Source organism: Rugamonas brunnea, assembly GCF_014042345.1.
In the GTDB taxonomy this organism is placed as follows: domain Bacteria; phylum Pseudomonadota; class Gammaproteobacteria; order Burkholderiales; family Burkholderiaceae_D; genus Rugamonas; species Rugamonas brunnea.
This window is the reverse complement of sequence record NZ_JACEZT010000005.1, coordinates 122792-140987: the sequence shown is the minus strand read 5'-3', so window position 1 is coordinate 140987 and position 18196 is coordinate 122792. Positions and strand designations below refer to the sequence as shown.

14 protein-coding genes and 1 pseudogene are annotated in these 18196 nt (G+C 67.2%); 5 read left to right on the top strand and 10 right to left on the bottom strand.

What is annotated here, in order from left to right:
* Positions 1-193 precede the first annotated feature (193 nt).
* The 4 genes from H3H37_RS09660 (at position 194) to H3H37_RS09645 (ending at position 6561) form a co-directional block, all read left to right on the top strand.
* Positions 194-2119, top strand: a complete 1926-nt coding sequence (locus H3H37_RS09660; protein ID WP_182161851.1) for a phosphoethanolamine transferase — start codon at positions 194-196, stop codon at positions 2117-2119.
* Positions 2120-2361: 242 nt separating this feature from the next.
* Entirely contained in the window at positions 2362-2865 is a 504-nt protein-coding gene (locus H3H37_RS09655; RefSeq protein ID WP_182161849.1) for an FxDxF family PEP-CTERM protein, read from the top strand.
* A gap of 162 nt (positions 2866-3027) precedes the next feature.
* Positions 3028-3816, top strand: a complete 789-nt coding sequence (locus H3H37_RS09650) for a spermine/spermidine synthase domain-containing protein (RefSeq protein ID WP_182161847.1) — start codon at positions 3028-3030, stop codon at positions 3814-3816.
* A gap of 282 nt (positions 3817-4098) precedes the next feature.
* The gene (locus H3H37_RS09645; protein ID WP_182161845.1) at positions 4099-6561 is read left to right on the top strand and encodes a TonB-dependent receptor plug domain-containing protein; all 2463 of its coding nucleotides are present in this window, start codon (positions 4099-4101) and stop codon (positions 6559-6561) included.
* Between the two features lie 103 nt (positions 6562-6664).
* Here H3H37_RS09645 and H3H37_RS09640 read toward each other — a convergent pair whose 3' ends face one another.
* Both H3H37_RS09640 and pdxR read right to left on the bottom strand, forming a co-directional pair.
* A complete protein-coding gene (locus H3H37_RS09640) occupies positions 6665-7054 on the bottom strand; it encodes a hypothetical protein (protein WP_182161843.1) in 390 nt (129 codons plus the stop codon).
* Between the two features lie 372 nt (positions 7055-7426).
* Positions 7427-8932, bottom strand: coding sequence for a MocR-like pyridoxine biosynthesis transcription factor PdxR (gene pdxR, locus H3H37_RS09635; protein ID WP_182161841.1), 1506 nt, complete (start codon positions 8930-8932; stop codon positions 7427-7429).
* Positions 8933-9030: 98 nt separating this feature from the next.
* Between pdxR and H3H37_RS09630 the strand changes: the two genes are divergently transcribed.
* Positions 9031-9711, top strand: a complete 681-nt coding sequence (locus H3H37_RS09630; RefSeq protein WP_182161839.1) for a pyridoxamine 5'-phosphate oxidase family protein — start codon at positions 9031-9033, stop codon at positions 9709-9711.
* A 165-nt stretch (positions 9712-9876) separates the two neighbouring features.
* Here H3H37_RS09630 and H3H37_RS26300 read toward each other — a convergent pair.
* From H3H37_RS26300 to H3H37_RS09590, 8 genes and pseudogenes are all read right to left on the bottom strand, one after another.
* A pseudogene (locus tag H3H37_RS26300) lies at positions 9877-10701 on the bottom strand (methyl-accepting chemotaxis protein); the annotation flags it as partial.
* Positions 10702-11593: 892 nt separating this feature from the next.
* On the bottom strand, positions 11594-12109 hold the full coding sequence (locus H3H37_RS09620) for a chemotaxis protein CheW (protein ID WP_229218754.1): 516 nt from the start codon (positions 12107-12109) through the stop codon (positions 11594-11596).
* Between the two features lie 16 nt (positions 12110-12125).
* Positions 12126-13808, bottom strand: a complete 1683-nt coding sequence (locus H3H37_RS09615; RefSeq protein ID WP_182161832.1) for a HAMP domain-containing methyl-accepting chemotaxis protein — start codon at positions 13806-13808, stop codon at positions 12126-12128.
* Positions 13809-13870: 62 nt separating this feature from the next.
* A complete protein-coding gene (locus H3H37_RS26100) occupies positions 13871-15178 on the bottom strand; it encodes an EAL domain-containing response regulator (RefSeq protein ID WP_311197439.1) in 1308 nt (435 codons plus the stop codon).
* Positions 15179-15191: 13 nt separating this feature from the next.
* Complete coding sequence (locus tag H3H37_RS09605; protein WP_182161825.1) at positions 15192-16280, bottom strand: protein-glutamate methylesterase/protein-glutamine glutaminase; 1089 nt, start codon at positions 16278-16280, stop codon at positions 15192-15194.
* The gene (locus H3H37_RS09600; protein ID WP_182161823.1) at positions 16277-16792 is read right to left on the bottom strand and encodes a chemotaxis protein CheD; all 516 of its coding nucleotides are present in this window, start codon (positions 16790-16792) and stop codon (positions 16277-16279) included. Before H3H37_RS09600 ends, H3H37_RS09605 begins: the two co-directional genes overlap by 4 nt.
* Before the next feature lie 2 nt (positions 16793-16794).
* Positions 16795-17601, bottom strand: coding sequence for a CheR family methyltransferase (locus H3H37_RS09595; RefSeq protein WP_182161821.1), 807 nt, complete (start codon positions 17599-17601; stop codon positions 16795-16797).
* Positions 17602-17623: 22 nt separating this feature from the next.
* Positions 17624-18181: a chemotaxis protein CheW gene (locus H3H37_RS09590; protein ID WP_182161819.1), complete on the bottom strand. Its 558-nt coding sequence runs from the start codon at positions 18179-18181 to the stop codon at positions 17624-17626.
* Positions 18182-18196: the final 15 nt, after the last annotated feature.

The window sequence follows — 18196 nt, the reverse complement described above, 5'->3', positions numbered from 1 at the left end:
AAAAGCGTATACGATGTGCAGAATAAATTGAGAACTCGCGAGTATAGACGTGGTCTTGGGGCCAGTCAATCTATTTCGCGGCAAGGGCGGCGTGTGCGCGCCACGCGCTCTGCGCGCGCCGGGCCAGTAAAAACTAGCTGTATGATCGGGAAACACTTGATAATAGCAGACATTTTTTTCCGCCCCCGCCTTTATGTCAGCCCTGTTGCGCCCCGCCAACCTGTTCCTGCTCGCCACCTACCTGCTGCTGTCGGCCGTGCCCTATGTGCCGTGGCTGCTGGGCAAACCGGTGGAGCAAGCCTGGCAGATCGCGGCCGTCGAGGCGCTGGGCTGGCTCGCGGCCTGGGCCGTGTTCAAGCGCCCGGCCTGGTTCCACTGGCTGCTGCTGCCCGCCTTCGTCGCGCTGCCGGCCGAGATCTACCTGTTCGTGTTCTACGGCCAGGGCATTTCCACCCACCACCTGGGCATCATCGCCGAAACCAGCCCGCGCGAGGCGATGGAATTCCTGGGCCAGAAGGTATGGCTGCTGGGCGGCGCCATGGCCGCCGTGCTGGCCTGGTGGCTGCTGGCCCAGGTGGTGGCCGTGCGCTACCGGGCGCTGGAATTCACCGGCCGCGGCCGCCAGGGAGCGCTGGCGGCCCTGCTGGTGCTGGGCGGCGTGGGTGGCTGGGGTTATGAATTCGGCATCCAGGCCAAGCCGTCGGCGTCCGCCAAGGCCGCCCGGCCGGCCCCGTCCGCCGCCGCATCGGCCGCCCATGCCGCTTCGGGCAGCGTGGCCGCGTCCGGCTTTGGCGACGGCGCCAGCGACGACGAGGAGGAGGATGCGGACGAGGATAGCAGCCCCTCGCTGCCGGCCGTGCCGGCGGCCGGCCACCTGGGCTGGAAGCTGGCCGCCCTGCCCTACTGGGCCCGCTCGCCGGTGGATGGCGACGCGTTCACGGCCAGCTGGCCGTTCGGCCTGGCCGCGCGCTTCGCCGACTTCTGGAAAGAGCGCCGCTACCTGGCCGAGCTCGGTGAGCGCAGCCGCAGCTTCCGCTTCCAGGCGCACCAGGCCACGCCGGGCCAGGAACCGGAGATCGTGGTGCTGGTGATCGGCGAATCGTCGCGCTACGACCGCTGGAGCCTGAACGGCTATCCGCGCGACACCAACCCGCTGCTCAAGCGCGAAACCAACCTGGTGTCGCTGCCGGACGTGATCACGGCCGTCTCGGCCACGCGGCTGTCGGTGCCGGTGATCATCTCGCGCAAGCCGTCGATGCAAAGCCTCAAGGATGGCTTCTCGGAAAAATCGTTCCTGACGGCCTACAAGGAGGCCGGCTTCAAGACCTGGTGGCTGTCGAACCAGGTGTCGTTCGGCCAGTTCGACACGCCCGTGTCCGTGTTCGCCAAGGAGGCGGACGTGATCCAGTTCCTCAACCTGGGCGGCTTCACCAACCGCTCCAATTTCGACGCCGTGCTGCTGGAACCGCTGGCGCGCGCCATCGCCGACCCGGCGCCGAAAAAGCTGATCGTGCTGCACTCGCTGGGCAACCACTGGAACTACAGCCAGCGCTACCCGAAAACGTTCGACAAATGGCAGCCGTCGCTGTTCGGAGTCGACAAACCCGTCTACACGGACACCAAGATCAAGCCGCAGCTCAACAACAGCTACGACAATTCGATACTTTACACGGACTGGTTCCTGTCGCAGGCCATCGCCAGCCTCAAGCAAACGCGGCAACTGAGCACGCTGGTGTACGTGGCCGACCACGGCCAGACCCTGTACGACGGCAGCTGCAACCTGGCCTTCCATGGCCACAACACGCAGTTTGAATTCCACATCCCGGCCTTCGTCTGGTATTCCGACCAGTACCGCGACCGCTACCCGGAAAAGGTGCACCAGCTGCTGCGCCACCGCAAGGCCAGGCTGGCCACGGAAAACATGTTCCACACGCTGCTGGACCTGGGCGACATCGACTACCCGGGCGAGCGGCTCGACTGGAGCTTCGTCAACGCCCGCTTCAAGCAGCACAAGCGCTACGTGGACAGCTATGGCTGGACCAATTACGACAACGCCATCATCAAGGGCGATTGCCGCGAAGTGATCGACAAGGACAAGCCGCTCAAGCAGGAGAAGTGACGGCGCCACGCGAGGCCGGCGGGACGATGGAAAAACGGCAAAGTGTTGTTTTTTACACCGTCCGGCCAGCGTGCACTGCCTGCATGGCTGCCGTTCCGGCACTGCCTCGCCCCGCAGTTAGCTATACGCTATGGCTGAGCACTTCCGATTCAAAATAGTTAATTGACAACTTTTTTGGACGCTTGTAAGTTGGTTCCCAGCACTCGGATTGCCGGGTGCTTTTTTTGCCATAGGGGATCAACATGAAACTAAGATCACTACTGCTGGCGGCCATGCTGGCCGCTTCAACCGGCACCGCGCTCGCGGAAAACCTGAACCAGAACGTGTCGATGTCCACCGTCTCGGCGGGCAGCTACACGGCCCATTTCGGGTCCGACCACAACTATGCTGGCGCGTTCACCGACACCTTCACCTTCAACCCGGCCGTCGGGCCCAGCCTGGCCAACGCCGTCATCCAGACCTTGTCGTTGTTGGGCAATAACAACCTCAACTTCACAGGCGCCTCGCTAAACGGCAACGCGCTGACGCTGTCGCCCACGGGCGCCTATGAGTGGGGCATGCTCAACCCGCCGGTCAATGTGTCGGGCACGCTGGTGCTGACCGTGATGGGCAATGTCATCACGCCATCGGCCAGCTATTCGGGCGACATCAACGTGGCCGCCGTGCCGGAACCGGAAACCTATGGCATGCTGTTGGCCGGCCTCGGTGTGGTCGGCTGGCTGGCCCGTCGCCGCAAAGCCGGTTGAGCCCGGGCCTGGCCCCGCCTCACGGGAGCCCACCACCTTGCCGACCAGATCGGCCCGCCCCGGCTGCGAGCGCGCACCGGGGCACAGGAGACGCAGCGGCGTCTCTTTTTTTGCCCGGCCCGTTTGTTGGGCCCCGGCCGTCCCGGCTGGTAAACTGGCGCCATGAAACCTGCCGTCTCCCCCACCACCGCCAGTACCGGCCTGCGCTTCGACCAGCCCGGCCACCCTCCCGCCACCATCACCGAGTTCCAGGGCGTGCGCAGCCTGCACCTGGGCACCTCCTGGGTGCAGGGCGCCATGCGCCTGTCGCGCCCGGACGCGATCGAGCTCGAATACGTGCAGATGATGATGATGTGGCTGCTGTTCGTGCAGCGCCCGCGCCACGTGGTGCAACTGGGACTGGGCAGCGCCGCGCTGACCAAGTTCTGCTACCGCCGCCTGCCCGGCACGCGCGTGACGGCCATCGAACTGAACCCGAACGTGATCGCCATCTGCCGCTCGCTGTTCGGCCTGCCCGACAACGACGACCGCCTGCAGGTGCGCGAAATGAACGCGCTCGACTTCGTGCTCGATCCGGCCAACCACGGCACCGTGGACGCGCTGCAGGTCGACCTGTACGACGAGGAAGCGCGCGGCCCCGTGCTCGACACCCCCGAGTTCTACCAGGGCTGCTACGACTGTCTGAGCGAGGACGGCGTGATGACGACCAATGTGTTCGGCGAGTTCAGCAACTATGACAAGAATCTGCTGGCCATGGAACAGGTGTTCGACGCCGTGGTGTGGCTGCCCGAGGTGCACGACGCCAACATCGTCGTGATCGCGTTCAAGCACGCGCCCGTGCTCGACTTCAGCGTGCTGTACGAGCGCGCCGGCGCCATCAAGAAGGAATTGAACCTGCCGGCCAAGTCATGGGTCAACGGCCTCAAGGCGTGGATGCGCGACCACCAGTAGCGGCGACCGGCGCGCGCGGCCGGATGGGCGAAAAACCACATAAACTTGCCGCGCCGAAACTGAAAAGGCGTTGCCGATCGACAAGCGTACGCGAAATTCCCTTATAAAGCACGCACTATTGCATGGCCTGCTCATTATGCAACATATTGGTGCATGCAAGTTTGTCTAGACCAATTGTGCACTGTAGTATTTTCTCGGTGGTGAATACCCTTCGCCAGCACGCAGGAAAGCCGTCACCCCTCGGCTGTTTGTTCAGATAAAAACCACACGAGAGAATGACCTATGAAGAGAGCCCTCCGCAGCACCCGCCCCGCCCGTTCCACCCAAGCCCCCCATTTCCAACGCACCCTGCTCGCCAGCGCCCTGCTGCTGGCCGCCGGCGCCAGCTATGGCCAGACGGCCGCCGCACCGGACGCGCCCGCCGAGCAAACGGTGGTGGTGCTCGGTTCCCGTTCCGCCGCCAAGACGGCGCTCGACACCTCGGCCCCGGTCGGCCTGATCAGCCTGAAGGACATGCAGACGGCCGGCCCGCTGGAGCTGGGCAAGCTGCTGCAGACGCTGGACCCTTCGTTCAACTTCTCCACCACCTTCGTCAGCGACGGCACCGACAGCATCCGTCCAGCCACGCTGCGTTCGCTCGGCCCTGACCAGGTGCTGGTGCTCGTGAACGGCAAGCGTCGCCACCAGCAGGCGCTGGTGAACGTGCAGCAGACCGTGGGCCGCGGCTCTGCCGGTACCGACATCAACGCCATTCCGCTGGCCGCCATCCACCACATCGAAGTGCTGCGCGACGGCGCCGCCGCCCAGTACGGTTCGGACGCCATCGCCGGCGTGATCAACATCGTGCTCAAGAGCCAGGTCAAGGAAACCACGGTCAGCGGCACCGTGGGCACCACCTCGGAAGGCGACGGCGACCTGTACTCGGGCAGCGCCAACACCGGCTTCGCGCTGGGCCAGGACGGCGGCTTCATCAACCTGACGGCCGAAGCACGCAAGCGCGGCGAAACCAACCGCGCCGGCCCGGACACGCTGCGCGTGAACCCGCCGCGCGTGACCCAGCACATCGGCGACGGCGAGGCCAAGGATGGCTACCTGTGGTGGAACGCGGCCCTGCCGGTGGACAAGAACGGCGAATTCTATGCGTTCGGCGGCTTGTCCAAGCGCAAGGGTAACTCCTACGGCTTCTTCCGCTCGGCCGGCGACGACCGCACCGTGCCGGACGTGTACCCGAACGGCTTCCTGCCCAACATCCAGACCACCATCAAGGACAATTCGTTCGCCTTCGGCTACCGCCGCGACCTGGCCAACGACTGGAAGGCCGACCTGTCGATCAACCACGGCGAGAGCGAGCTGGACTTCCACGAAGCCAACTCCATCAACACCAGCTACTGGTATGAGCCGAAACCGGGCGGCGGCATCTACGCCGAATCGCCACGCGAAGCCAACACGGGCAACCTGAAGTTCACCCAGACCACCATCAACGCCGACCTCAAGGGCCCGCTGGCCGTGGGCGCCGGCAGCGTGTTCCTGGCCACCGGCTTCGAATACCGCGCCGACAACTACCAGATCGAAGCGGGCGACCCCGTGTCCTACCAGTACGGCCGCACCAACAACCCGGCCATCGCCATCATCAACCAGAACGGCGGCACGGCCGCGGCCGGCATCCAGGGCTTCCCCGGCTACACGCCAGGCACGGCAGTGGACTCGGGCCGTCACAACATCGCCCTGTACATCGACGCCGAGCACAAGCCGGTCGACAACCTGACGCTGGCTGGCGCCGTGCGCTGGGAAAAATACTCGGACTTCGGCAGCACCACCACCGGCAAGCTGAGCGCGCGCTGGGATCCGAGCAAGCAAGTGGGCTTCCGCGGCAGCGTCTCGACCGGCTTCCGCGCACCCAGCGTGCAGCAAGAGTTCTACAGCTCCGTGTCGACCAACCTGAACAACGGCGTGCTGACCGAAACCCTGACGGCCCGCCAGGGCAGCCCGGTGACCCAGGCCTTCGGCATCGCCCCGCTGAAAGAGGAAACCTCGACCAGCGGCAGCGTCGGCATGGTGCTGCGCCCGGCCAAGAACATGTCGCTGACGGTGGACGCCTACCAGATCAAGATCAAGGACCGCATCGTGTTCTCGAGCGAGATCGGGCCTGAGGCCAACGGCGGCCCGATCGCCAACATCCTCAAGCCGCTGGGCGTGGGCCAGGCCCAGTTCTTCACCAACGCCGTCGACACCCGCACCCGCGGCCTGGACATCGTGGCCGACCACACGACGCACTTCTCGAACGCCAAGCTGGTGCTGTCGGGCCAGTTGGGCTTCAACAAGACGGAAGTGACGGGCCGCCATTCCTCGTCGGCCGTGCTGACCGGTGAACAGCTGTTTGACCAGTCGCAAGTGACGCTGCTCGAACATGGCCAGCCACGCCAGCACCACGTGATCGGTGCCGACGTGACCACCGGCCCATGGGACGTGAACGTGCGCGCCAACTACTTCGGCGAAGTGAAGGCCGAGAACTTCAGCCCGCTGCAAACGTGGGGCGCCAAGTGGCTGGTCGACACCTCGGTGCGCTACGCATTCAGCCAGCGCACGTTCCTGAGCGTGGGCGTGAACAACCTGTTCAACACCCTGCCGGACGAGTGGACCAACGGCGGCGTGTTCCCGAAACTGGGCTTCACCCGTTGCTGGGAAACCTGCCCGATCGGCGTGAACGGCCGCTCGATGTACGTGCGCGTCGATTCGGCGTTCTAAGCGTCGCCGCACAGCCGCCAGCAAGCCTGGCGGCGTGATGCAAGCAAAGGGGTCAGACTTTCGGGTCTGACCCTTTTTTCATGGGGCGGCGTCCAGCAGCCGGCTAACCGCGCCGGGACAACGCTTCAAGATTTTGACCCAGATGACAGGCAAAGGCGATGTTGATCCAGCTGACCTGATTTTGCGCCGCGTTAAGCTGGAATAGGGCGAAGACTTCAAAACAGAGCAGTGCCAGCGGCATAAACAACAATGCGTTCACGCCAACCGAATTCTGGTCGATCTCTTCGCCATCCGAATTGGCCGGTACGACGCCGCCATGTTGCCGGGTAACCCATACCGCGCCGGCAAAGGAGCCCGCGCACGCAAACACGCTCCACATGATCAGATCAACGGTTTCCGCCCTACTGAACGCGACAAAATAGGCGTACAGGCCCACGAAAAAGCACGTCAGGTTCAGCAATAACAACGACTGAACTAATTTTCGTATCCGCATATTTCACTCCATCCAGGAATATAGGGACGACTCGGCACCTCATGGCTCAACATCTAATCGTTCTTCGATTTATGTCTGAAACACAGAAAGATCAGCATCAGCAGCATCAGCAGAACGGTGCCACTAAATGATTTCGGGTAAGAGGACGCCAAGGCGAGGACGGAAGTCGCAACTGGCGCCAGCCGAGAAATAGCGAGCAACCACGTAAAAACAAGCAAAACCGAGGTTATTAAAACCAGTATCCGCTTCATGTCAGCTCCCAGTATTCGCAAATGGTGTCGGCAACGCCAACCGTACAGTCAAATCTCGCAATAAGGATTGGCGTTCGTCAAGGCTTGGGCGCCGGAGGCAAGTTCGGAACATGCGACGGTATCAAGGGGCGGCCTTGGACGTCGCTTCGTGGTTCATGTCGTGTTCACGTTTCGCATACGCCGCCAGATGCACCAGCGCCGCCAGCTGCCGGACCAGTGCATCCATCCGCTCGGCCGGCACTTGCGCGTAGCCGAGCATCAAGCCGTGCCAGCCCGTCGCCCCCTGCACCGCGTGCTCGCTCAGCGGGCGCGCGACGATGCCGTGCGCGCGGGCCTGGGCGCTGATGGCCGTGTCCGACAGCGCCGGGTCCATGAAGCGCAGCGCGAGGTGCATGCCGGCTGAACCGCCGTGCACAGTCGCCACCTTGCCCATGTGCGTTTCCAGCGCCGCCACCAGCGCGTCGCGCCGCTGGCGGTACAGGCGCCGCATGCGGCGCAGGTGCAGCGAGAACTGGCCGCTGCGCAGGAATTCGGCCAGCGCCAGCTGGTCGGCCACGCGCCCGCGCGCGCTGGCCTGCCCCCGCACGCTGGCCAGCGCGGCGGCCAGCGCCGGCGGCACCACCACGAAGCCGATCCGCAACGACGGGAACATGGTCTTGCTGAATGTGCCCAGGTAGAGCACGGGCGCGTCCGGCTCCAGGCCCTGCATGGCCGACAGCGGCGCGCCGTCGTGGCGGAACTCGCTGTCGTAGTCGTCCTCGATGATGAGGGCGCCGGCCGCGCGGGCCGCCGCCAGCAGGGCCAGCCGCCGGCGCAGGCTCAGCACGGAGCCGATCGGGTACTGGTGCGACGGCGTGGTGTACACGAGGCGCGGCGGCCGCTCGCGCCAGTCGGCCGCCTGCGGCGCCATGCCCTCCTCGTCCACCGGGATGCCCTGCACGTCGAGCCCGGCCGCGCGGAACGCGGCCAGCGCGCCCGCGTAGCCGGGATGCTCGTGCCACACGGTATCCCCCTCGTCGGCGAAGGCGCGCGCGCACAGGTCCAGGCTGCTCTGGGTGCCGTCCGTGATGAACACTTGGCCGGCCTCGCACACGACGCCGCGCGCGGCCCGCAAGTGGTCGGCGATGGCGGCCCGCAAGGCCGGTTCGCCGGCCGGGTCGGCATAGTTGAGCTGCGCCACCGTCAGGCCGCGCCAGGCGCGTTCCAGCATGCGGCGCCACAAGGAGAGCGGGAACTGGTCCAGCGCCGGCACGCCGGGCACGAAGGCGCCAGATTCGGCGCTGGCCGGCGCCACCGGCAACTGGCGCATGCGGCGCGCGAGGCCCGCGCGCGCGGCCGGCGCGGCAACCACGGGCGGGCGCTCGGGCGCCACGGCGGCCACCACCGTGCCGCGCCGGTCCGTGCGCAGATAGCCTTCGCTGGCCAGTTGTTCATACGCGTACAGCACGGTGTTGCGGGCCACGCCCAGTTCCTCGGCCAGCGCGCGCGTGGCCACCAGCCGGGTGCCGGCGGCCAGCGTGCCGTCGCGGATGGCGGCCCGCAGGCATTCGTGCAGCAGGCGCTGGCGCGGCCAGCCATGCTGGCGGTGCCGCTCCGTGTAACGGGCGATGAGGCGGGCGTAGTCCATTCGTGGCTCCATGAAATTGCGTGGCGCTGGACCTGTCCTCAGGGCCAGCACGCCATTATATTGAGTACTCAACAATTTTTCCGGAGCCACACACACCGATGAAAGACACCGCCGCCCCCGTCCCGCCCAGCGACCGCACCCGCGTGCGCCGTGGCGCTGAAAAAGCCCATTACGATGAAGCCACCCTGCATGCGATCGTCGACGACGCCTACCTGTGCCATATCGCCTTCAGCGACGAGCACGGCGCCCACTGCATCCCCACAGCCAGCTGGCGCAGCGGCGGCCATCTGTACATCCACGGCTCGAACGGCAGCCGCCTGCTCAAGCAGCTGGTGCGCCAGACCTGCTGCGTGACCATCAGCCACCTCGACGGCCTGGTGCTGGCCCGTTCGGCCTTCAGCCATACGATGAACTACCGCTCGGCCATGGTGTACGGCCGCTTCGAGGCGGTGGAGGACGACGCCGGCAAGCATGCCGCGCTGGAGGCGTTGATGGACAAGCTGGCGCCGGGCCGCCAGGCCGAGATCCGCCCCGGCAACGACAAGGAATACGCGGCCACCACGGTGCTGCGCATCAGCCTGGCCGAAGCGGCCTGCAAGGTGCGCGCGGGCGGCCCCAACGATGACGAGGAAGACCTCGGCTGGCCGGCCTGGGCCGGCGTGCTGCCGTTCGCGCGCGCGCGCACGACGCCGGTGGCCGATCCCGCTTGCACGGTGGCGGCCCCGGCCTATGTGCGCGACTGGCAGACGCCGGACGCGGCGCTGGCGCCGATCTACTAGCCGTGCATGCAGCGCGCCAGGTCCGGACCGCTCGCCACGGCTGGCGCGATGCCTGGTCGTGCATGAGGTAGGCCTCGTCCGAGCCGCGCGCCACGGCCAGCGCGGTGACTAGAAGTGCATGAGGTACGCCTCGTCCGGGCCGCCAACCATTAGCCGGCGCGGTCACTAAAAGTGCGTGAAGTGCGCCTCGTCCGGGCCGCTCGCCACGGCCAGCGCGGCGCCCGGCTTGGCGCCGGTCGCGGGACGGCGCGCGGTGCCCGGCTTGAGTGTCACGGGCCGGCGCGGCGCGCCACGGCGCATGGGATCGGCCGCCGCGTACTGTTTGAACACGGCCATCAACTGGTCAAGCTGCTCGGCCTGGGCGCTCATTTCCTCGGCCGTGGCGGCCAGTTCCTCGGAGCTGGCCGCGTTGACCTGGGTGGTCTGGCTCAGCTGGCCGACGGCACTGTTGATCTGGCGCACGCCCGACGATTGCTCCTCCGACGCGGCCGCGATCTCCTGCACCAGGTCGGATGTCTTGCGGATGTTGGGCACCATCTGGTCGAACATGTGGCCGGCCTGCTCGGCCAGTTCCACGCTGTCCGACGCCACCTTGCTGATCTCCTGGGCCGCCACCTGGCTGCGCTCGGCCAGCTTGCGCACTTCGGCCGCCACCACCGCGAAGCCCTTGCCGTGCTCGTGCGCGCGGGCCGCCTCGATGGCCGCGTTCAGCGCCAGCAGATTGGTCTGGTAGGCGATGTCGTCGATGATGCCGATCTTGTCCGCGATCTGCTTCATGGCTGTGGCCGTGGCCTTGACGGCGTCGCCGCCGCGCGTGACGTCGTGCGCGGCCTGGGTCGCCATGCCGTCCGTGACCTTGGCGTTCTCGGCGTTCTGCGCGATCGAGGCCGTCATCTGCTCGATCGAGGCGCTGGTTTCCTCCACCCCGGCGGCCTGCTCGCTGGCCGCCTGCGACAGCGACTGGGCCGTCGCGTTCACTTCCTGCGCGGCCGCGCCCAGCGTGCCCACCACGCCCTGCACGTCGCGCACGATGGCCGACAGGCTGCGCGAGATCCACACGGCCAGCGTACAGCCGAGCACGGCGATGACGACGTCGAACGACATGATCCACATCTTGGCCTGGTTGGCCACCGAACTCATGTGGGCCGAGGCGGCCTTGGTGTCGGCCTCGTTCAGCTGCGCCAGTTTCTCGGCGGCCGTGGAGATGGCGGTGGCGGTGCCCTTGACCGCCTTGTCCAGCTCGGCGACGCTGGCGCCCTTCTCGCGCATGGCTTCGAGCTGGGTCATGGCATCGTTGTAGGCGCGGGTGGCGGCCGCCAGCGCGTCGAGCTGCAGCAGCTCATCGCGGCTCGGCTCGCCGGCCGCGCGGTAGGCCGCCACATGCTTGTCGATGGCGGCCAGGTCGGTGCGGAATTCGGCCGCGGCGTTACCGCCGCGCAGGATGTAATTCTTGAAGTCCTGCATCGCGTCGCCATTCCATTTGGTGATGCCCAGCACCGCGTCCTTGCGCACCAGCGTGACGGTTTCAACATTGCCCCACGTGCTTTGCAGGGCGGACAGGTTGGCGAAGGCGACCAGGCCCAGCGCGATCACCAGCACCACGATCGCGCCCATGCCGAAATGCAGCCGGGTTTCCATTTTCATGTTCTTGAGCATGCTTTACTCCTGCACGCCGGGCGGCCAGCACGCGGCGCAGTAAAGTTAGTGGGGCCGGCCCGGCGGCGTCGCCGCGGGGCTGATGGGCGAGGCCCATGACGGCGCGCGATGGTCCGCGGCACAGGGGCTTGCGGCCTATTGTGACCGATTAAATGGCGCCAATACTCACAGATTCTTGCCTTGCAAATCGCAAGACAATTGCAAGGCCGCGCTGTCCGGGACAGCGTCAGGCCAGCGCCGGCGCCAGCGCGGCCATGGCGCCGATATCGCTGGCCGACACCACGTGCTGCACGTTCAGCAGCAGCACGAAGCGCCCCTGCACCTTGCCGATGCCCTGCAACAGGTCGGCCCGCACCTGGGCGCCGAAAGCGGGCGCCGGCTCGATGTCGGCGGCCGCGATGTCGAGCACGGCATTGACGGCGTCGACCAGGATGCCGATCACGAACGGCCCGTCGCCGGATTCCACTTCCACCACGATGATGCAGGTGCGCTTGCCCACCGGCGACGGGGTCCGTTCCAGCCGGCGCGCCAGGTCCATCACCGGCACGGCCGTGCCGCGCAGGTTGATCACGCCGCTGATGCAGGCCGGCATCTGCGGCACGCTCGTCACGCCCTCGTACTCGATGATTTCCTTGATCGCCAGGATGCCGATGGCGAACATGTCGCTGCCGAGCATGAAGGTGAGAAACTGGGCCGGGCCGGCGTCGGCAGGCGCGGCGGAGGTGACGGACAGTGCGCTCATGGCAAGCTCTCCTGGTTCAGAATTTGACGAAGTGCGATTCATCGGGATCGCCCATCTCGCTCATCTGGCGCGCGCCACCGAAGCCGCGCGCCAGCTTGATGGACGCCTTGCCCGTCTTGCGCGCGGCGCCCGGCTGGTAGCGGTTGCTGCCCTGGAGCTTGAAGAACGACATGGTCTGCTGCAATTGCTCGGCCTGGCCACTCATCTCCTCGGCCGTGGCGGCCAGTTCCTCGGAGCTGGAGGCGTTCTGTTGGGTGGTCTGCGACAACTGGGTGACGGCCGAGTTGATCTGGCCTACGCCCGACGATTGCTCCTCCGAGGCCGCCGTGATCTCCTGCACCAGGTTGGAGGTGCGGCGGATATTGGGCACCATCTCGTCGAGCAGCTTGCCGGCCTTTTCGGCCAGCTCCACGCTGCTGCTGGCCACCTGCTCGATCTCCTGGGCCGCCACCTGGCTGCGCTCGGCCAGCTTGCGCACCTCGGCCGCCACCACCGCGAAGCCCTTGCCGTGCTCGCCCGCGCGGGCCGCCTCGATGGCCGCGTTCAGGGCCAGCAGGTTGGTCTGGTAGGCGATGTCGTCGATGATGCTGATCTTGCGCGCGATCTGCTGCATGGCCGTGACCGTGGACTTGACGGCCTCGCCACCCTCGGCCGCCTCCTGGGCCGCCTTGCTGGCGATGCCGTCGGTGACCTTGGCGTTTTCCGTGTTCTGCGAAATCGAGGCCGTCATTTCCTCCACCGAGGCCGAGGTCTGCTCGGTGCCGGCGGCCTGCTCGCTGGCCGCCTGCGACAGCGACTGGGCCGTGGCCGACACTTCCTCGGACGCGCTGGCCAGCGCCTCGGCGCCGTTGTTCACTTCCTGCACCACGTGCGACAGCTTCTCGATCATGCCCTTCATGGCCGCCAGCAGGCTGGTGGTGTCGCCGGCCTTCAGTTCCACCTCGGCCGTCAGGTCGCCGTCGGCCACGCGCCGCACGATCTCGGCCGCGTAGCCGGGGTCGCCGCCCAGCTGGCGCAGGATGCCGCGCAGGATGAACAGGCCCAGGCCCAGCAGCAGCGCCAGCGCGATCGCCGAGGCCGTGTACATCTGGCTGGTGGCGCGGGCCGAGGCGGTGTCGGCGTCCTTGACGGCGGCGTCGCCATAGCCCACGTTCATCTCCACCAGCTTGCCCAGGCTGGCCTCGGCCGCCGAGAAGCGCGCCTTGTTATCCTGCAGCGCGCGGTGCAACTCGTCGAACAAGGCCTTGCCCTTGTCCACGCCGTCGGCGCCGCCGATCTGGCCGGCGATCTGGTCGATCCGGGCGTCGCCCTCCTTCCAGTCGTTCCATTCCTTGACGAACTGGTTCCACACCCGCTCCTCCTCCTGCGTCTGCGGCAGCGGCTCATAGATCTTCCAACCCTTGTCCACGCGCGCCCAGATGGCTTGCTTGCGCTTCAGCAGCTCGGCCACTTCGCGCCACTGGTCGGGATAAGGCGCCAGCGACTCGATGCCCCGGCTGGAGGAACGCAAGGCCGTCTGCGCCTCGTTGATCATCTGCAAGCCTTGCACGGACGGCATGCGGTTGCGGCCCACCTCGGCCAGCATCTCGCCCTGCTTCTGCAAGCCCATGAAGGCCACCATCATCACCGCCACCAGCGCCAGCACGGCCACCGCCAGCAAGGCGCCGATCTTGGTTTTCACCGTCATCTTTTCAAACATGTTGCTCTCCCCAGTTCCGGACGTCTGTCCTGTTATCGTATTGGTTCACTGCCGCGCTGCCCTCAGTCGGGGGGCGCGTGGCCTTCCGCCAGCGCCCGCAGGCGCCGCCGCTCACTGCGCATCCATGTCACCAGCTCCCCGGCCGGCATGGGCCGGGCCAGCAGATAGCCTTGCGCCAGGTCGCACCCCAGCGTGCGCAGCAACTGCCAGTCGGCCGCCGTCTCCACGCCCTCGGCCACGGTGGCCACGCCCAGCCGCTGCCCCAGTTCCAGCGCGCTTTTCAGCACCATATGGCGGTTCGGCCACTGCGACGCGCCATTGACGAAGGCACGGTCTATCTTCAATTCCGTGAACGGACAACGGGCGAACTGCTGCATCGACGAATAGCCGATGCCGAAGTCGTCCATGGCCAGCCCGAAGCCCATCAGCCGCAAGCGTCCCAGGTTGGTCAGCGCCTGCGACAGCTGGCGCATGACGCTGGTCTCGGTCACCTCCCACACCAGCGACGCCGGCGCCACGCCCGACGCCTGCACGGCCGCCGCCAGCAGGTCGACGAAGGCGCGATCGGCCAGGTTGTCAGCCGACAGGTTGACCGACACCGTCAACGGCGGCAGGCCGGCGCGCTGCCACTCGGTCAGCTGGGCCAGCACCTGGCGCACCAGCGCCAGCGTGAAGCCGGCCATCAGCGGCGTGCCCTCCAGCGCCGGGATGAAGTGCTGCGGCGCCAGCAGGCCGCGCGCCGGGTGCTGCCAGCGCGCCAGCGCCTCCAGCCCCTTCAGGTGACCGGTCTGCATGGTGACCTTGGGCTGGTAGTGCAGCAGGAACTGGCCGGCCGCCAACGCCTGCTCCAGCTCGACCGCGGCGGGCAGCGCGTGCTCGGGCAGCGCCGCCCCGGCCGCATCGCCAGAGCCGGCGCTGCCGGCGCGCGTCAACAGCGCCTCCAGCGCGTCGCGCTGCACCGGCTTGAGCAAGGTGCCCAGCAGGCCGATGGCGGCGTCCTCGGAGCCCATGTTCTCGATGATCTCCAGCAGCCGCGGGTCGCGCGCGCTGACCACGATCAGGTGCCGGGCCAGGCGCCGCTCGCGCAGCTGGCAGGTCAGTTCGATGCCGTCCATGCCCGGCATCTCCAGGTCGGTCAGCACCAGGAACAGCGGCACGCCCTGTTCCGCCTCCAGCAGGCGCAGCGCTTCGTTGCCGTCGGCCGCCTCCAGGATGACGCCGCAGCCCAGTTCGCGCAGCAGGCCCACCAGGTAGCTGCGCTGCACGGCACTGTCGTCCACCACCATCACGCGCTGGCCGTGCCAGGGCGCGCCCGCGCGCGCGGCGGCCTGCACGCCGGGTGCGCTGGTGGTGGTGGGGGTGGCGTTCATGACGGTGCCCGCCTCAGTTGCCGAACCCGGCCAGCTGGGCCAGGATGTCGCGGTAGATCTGGTTCAGCGGTACGGATTTCTCCACCCCGCCCCGTTTCACGGCTTCCTTGGGCATGCCATACACCACGCAGCTGGCCTCGTCCTGGGCCACGGTGCGGGCGCCGGCCTTGAGCATCTCCAGCAGGCCGGCCGCGCCGTCATCGCCCATGCCCGTCATGATCACACCCAGCGCGTTGGCGCCGGCGCAGCGCGCCACCGAGCGGAACAGCACATCGACCGACGGCCGGTGCCGGTTCACCAACGGGCCGTCCACCACTTCCACGTAGTACTGGGCGCCCGTGCGGCGCAGCAGCATGTGCTTGCCGCCGGGCGCGATCAGGGCCTGGCCCTGCAGCACGCGGTCGTTGTTGGCGGCCTCCTTGACGCGGATCTGGCACACGCTGTCGAGCCGCGCGGCGAAGGCGGCCGTGAACTTCTCCGGCATGTGCTGCACGATCACCATGCCCGGGCACACGCGCGGCAAGGCCGTCAACACCTCCTCCAGCGCCTGGGTGCCGCCGGTGGAGGTGCCGATGGCCACCACCCGCTCCGTGGTCTGCACCATGGCGCGCGCGTGCTCGACCGGTGGCAGGATCACGTCGGCGTTGTGCTTGACGGTGGGCTGGGCCGGCGCGGCCGCGCGCCCGGCCAGGCGGCGCACGTTGGCGCCGGCCGCGGCCCGCACGGCCGACACCAGCTCCTCGGCGCTGTCGTGCAGGAATTGCTTGAGGTCCAGGCGCGGCTTGGTGATGATGGCCACCGCGCCCGCGCCCAGCGCCTCGACCGAGGTCTGGGCCCCCTTCTCCGTCAGCGTGGAGCAGATCACCACGGGCGTGGGGCGCTCGGCCATGATCTTGCGCAGGAAGGTGATGCCGTCCATGCGCGGCATCTCCACGTCCAGCACGATCACGTCCGGCCACTGGGACTTCATGCGCTCCATGGCCAGGATGGGATTGGCCACGGCATGGGTGACGGTGATGCCGGGCGCGGCGTTGAGCAGCGCGCTCAGCACCTGGCGCACCACGGCCGAATCGTCAACGATCATCACTTCGATGGCCTTCATGCCTGCTCCTTGTTGCCCGGGTTCAGGGCGAACTCCGGCGGCACCTGGCGGCTCAGCACTTCGCCGGTGCGGATGGTGAATATCAATTGCCGGTGGCCGACACCGAACAAGCTCTCGGAGACGATGCGGATGCCGTGCTCGTGCATCAGCGCGCGGGCGCAATCGCCGTTCTGCATGCCGATGTCCTGCACCCGCGCGTGGCGCGGGAACATGGCGCCGCCGCCGAAGATCTTGCCCTCGCACTGGGCCAGCGGCACGCCGCGCCGGGCCAGCTCGGCCAGCAGGTAATCCATCGCGTCCACCCCATAGGTGCCGGCGCCGGCGCCGGGCTTGGCGCGCTTGCGGCTGGTGCCCGGCAGCAGGAAGTGCGACATGGCGCCCACCCGCAGCCGCGGATGCCACAGCGTGACGGAAACACAGGAGCCGACCAGCGTGCGCACCCGGTATTGCTCATCGCCGACGAAGCAGTCGCCGGGCATGAGGAAGATGTCGATGCACTTCTGGTCCGGCATGGTCAGCCCTTGCGGTAGATCGACGGCGCCACGGCCTGCACCGTGTCGCAGATGTCGTTCAGGGTTTCCGAATGGCCGATCAGCAGGTGGCCTCCGGGCTTGAGCTGGCTGAGCAGGCGCGCCACCACCTGGCGCTTGGTCTCCAGGTTGAAATAGATCATCACGTTGCGCAGGAAGATCACGTCGAACGTGCCCAGCTTGGGCAACGGCTCGTTCAGGTTCAGGTGCTGGAACTGGACCCGGGCCCGCAAGGCCCGCTCGATCAGCATGGTGCCCGCCTCGCGCTGCTGGCCCTTGAGGCAGAAGCGCTTGAGATAGCTTTGCGGCAGCTGGGTGGCCCGCTCCATCGGATAGTGGCCGCTACGGGCCCGTTCCAGCACCCGGGTGCTGATGTCAGTGCCCAGCACTTCCCACGCGCCGTCGCCCAGCACGTCGGCCAGCACCATGGCGATGCTGTACGGCTCCTCGCCGCTGGAGCAGGCCGCGCTCCACACGCGCAGGCCGCGGCCCTTGGCGCGCGCATCCTGCGCCAGCTCGGCCAGCAGCTTGAAGTGCTTGGGCTCGCGGAAGAAATAGGTCTCGTTGGTGGTCAGCAGGTCGACGGCCACCTGCAGCTCTGAAGGCTGGGCCCGGCTTTCGAGCAGGCGCAGGTAGTCGCTGTAGCTGGCCAGCTGGTAATGGGCGAGGCGCTTGGCCAAGCGGCCGCTGACCAGGGCCTGCTTGCCGTTGGCCATGAAGATGCCGGCCGCGTCGTAGATGAAGCGCTGGAACTGGCTGAATTCGCGATCGGTGATCGTGATGAGCGACATGGGCGGGTCCCGGATCAGGCGTTCAGTTACGGCCGGCCAGGTTCTGGCGCGCCAGTTCCACGATCTCGCCGCTCGACAGCACGCGCTCGATGGCCAGCAGGCTGACAAATTTGCCGTTGACCTTGCCGATGCCGGCGATGAAGTCGGGCCGGATGCGGGTGCCGAAGGCGGGCGCCGGTTCGATGTCGGCCGCCGCGATGTCGACCACGGCGTTGACGGCGTCCACCAGCATCCCCAGCACCTGCTGGCCCTCGCCCTCGGCCTCCTGCACTTCGACGATGACGATGCAGCTGCGCTTGGTGATCGGGCTGGCGGCGCGGCCGAAGCGGGCCGACAGGTCCATCACGGGCACCACGGCGCCGCGCAGGTTGATCACGCCGCGCACGCAGTCGGGCATCATGGGCACGCCGGCCAGGCTGCCGTATTCGATGATCTCCTTGATACCCAGGATGCCGACGGCGAACTGCTCCTCGCCCAGCATGAAGGTCAGGTACTGGCTGGGCAGCGGGGCCGCCCCCTGCTGCAGCGCCACCACGGCGCGGCCGGCGGCGGCGGGGGCGCTATTGACGACTTGGTTCATGGTTTCCTCTCTGTG

Coding starts and splice junctions, on each gene's coding strand:
- H3H37_RS09660 (WP_182161851.1), top strand. CDS start 194: ATGTCAGCCCTGTTGCGCCCCGCCAACCTGTTCCTGCTCGCCACCTAC.
- H3H37_RS09655 (WP_182161849.1), top strand. CDS start 2,362: ATGAAACTAAGATCACTACTGCTGGCGGCCATGCTGGCCGCTTCAACC.
- H3H37_RS09650 (WP_182161847.1), top strand. CDS start 3,028: ATGAAACCTGCCGTCTCCCCCACCACCGCCAGTACCGGCCTGCGCTTC.
- H3H37_RS09645 (WP_182161845.1), top strand. CDS start 4,099: ATGAAGAGAGCCCTCCGCAGCACCCGCCCCGCCCGTTCCACCCAAGCC.
- H3H37_RS09640 (WP_182161843.1), bottom strand. CDS start 7,054: ATGCGGATACGAAAATTAGTTCAGTCGTTGTTATTGCTGAACCTGACG.
- pdxR (WP_182161841.1), bottom strand. CDS start 8,932: ATGGACTACGCCCGCCTCATCGCCCGTTACACGGAGCGGCACCGCCAG.
- H3H37_RS09630 (WP_182161839.1), top strand. CDS start 9,031: ATGAAAGACACCGCCGCCCCCGTCCCGCCCAGCGACCGCACCCGCGTG.
- H3H37_RS09620 (WP_229218754.1), bottom strand. CDS start 12,109: ATGAGCGCACTGTCCGTCACCTCCGCCGCGCCTGCCGACGCCGGCCCG.
- H3H37_RS09615 (WP_182161832.1), bottom strand. CDS start 13,808: ATGTTTGAAAAGATGACGGTGAAAACCAAGATCGGCGCCTTGCTGGCG.
- H3H37_RS26100 (WP_311197439.1), bottom strand. CDS start 15,178: ATGAACGCCACCCCCACCACCACCAGCGCACCCGGCGTGCAGGCCGCC.
- H3H37_RS09605 (WP_182161825.1), bottom strand. CDS start 16,280: ATGAAGGCCATCGAAGTGATGATCGTTGACGATTCGGCCGTGGTGCGC.
- H3H37_RS09600 (WP_182161823.1), bottom strand. CDS start 16,792: ATGCCGGACCAGAAGTGCATCGACATCTTCCTCATGCCCGGCGACTGC.
- H3H37_RS09595 (WP_182161821.1), bottom strand. CDS start 17,601: ATGTCGCTCATCACGATCACCGATCGCGAATTCAGCCAGTTCCAGCGC.
- H3H37_RS09590 (WP_182161819.1), bottom strand. CDS start 18,181: ATGAACCAAGTCGTCAATAGCGCCCCCGCCGCCGCCGGCCGCGCCGTG.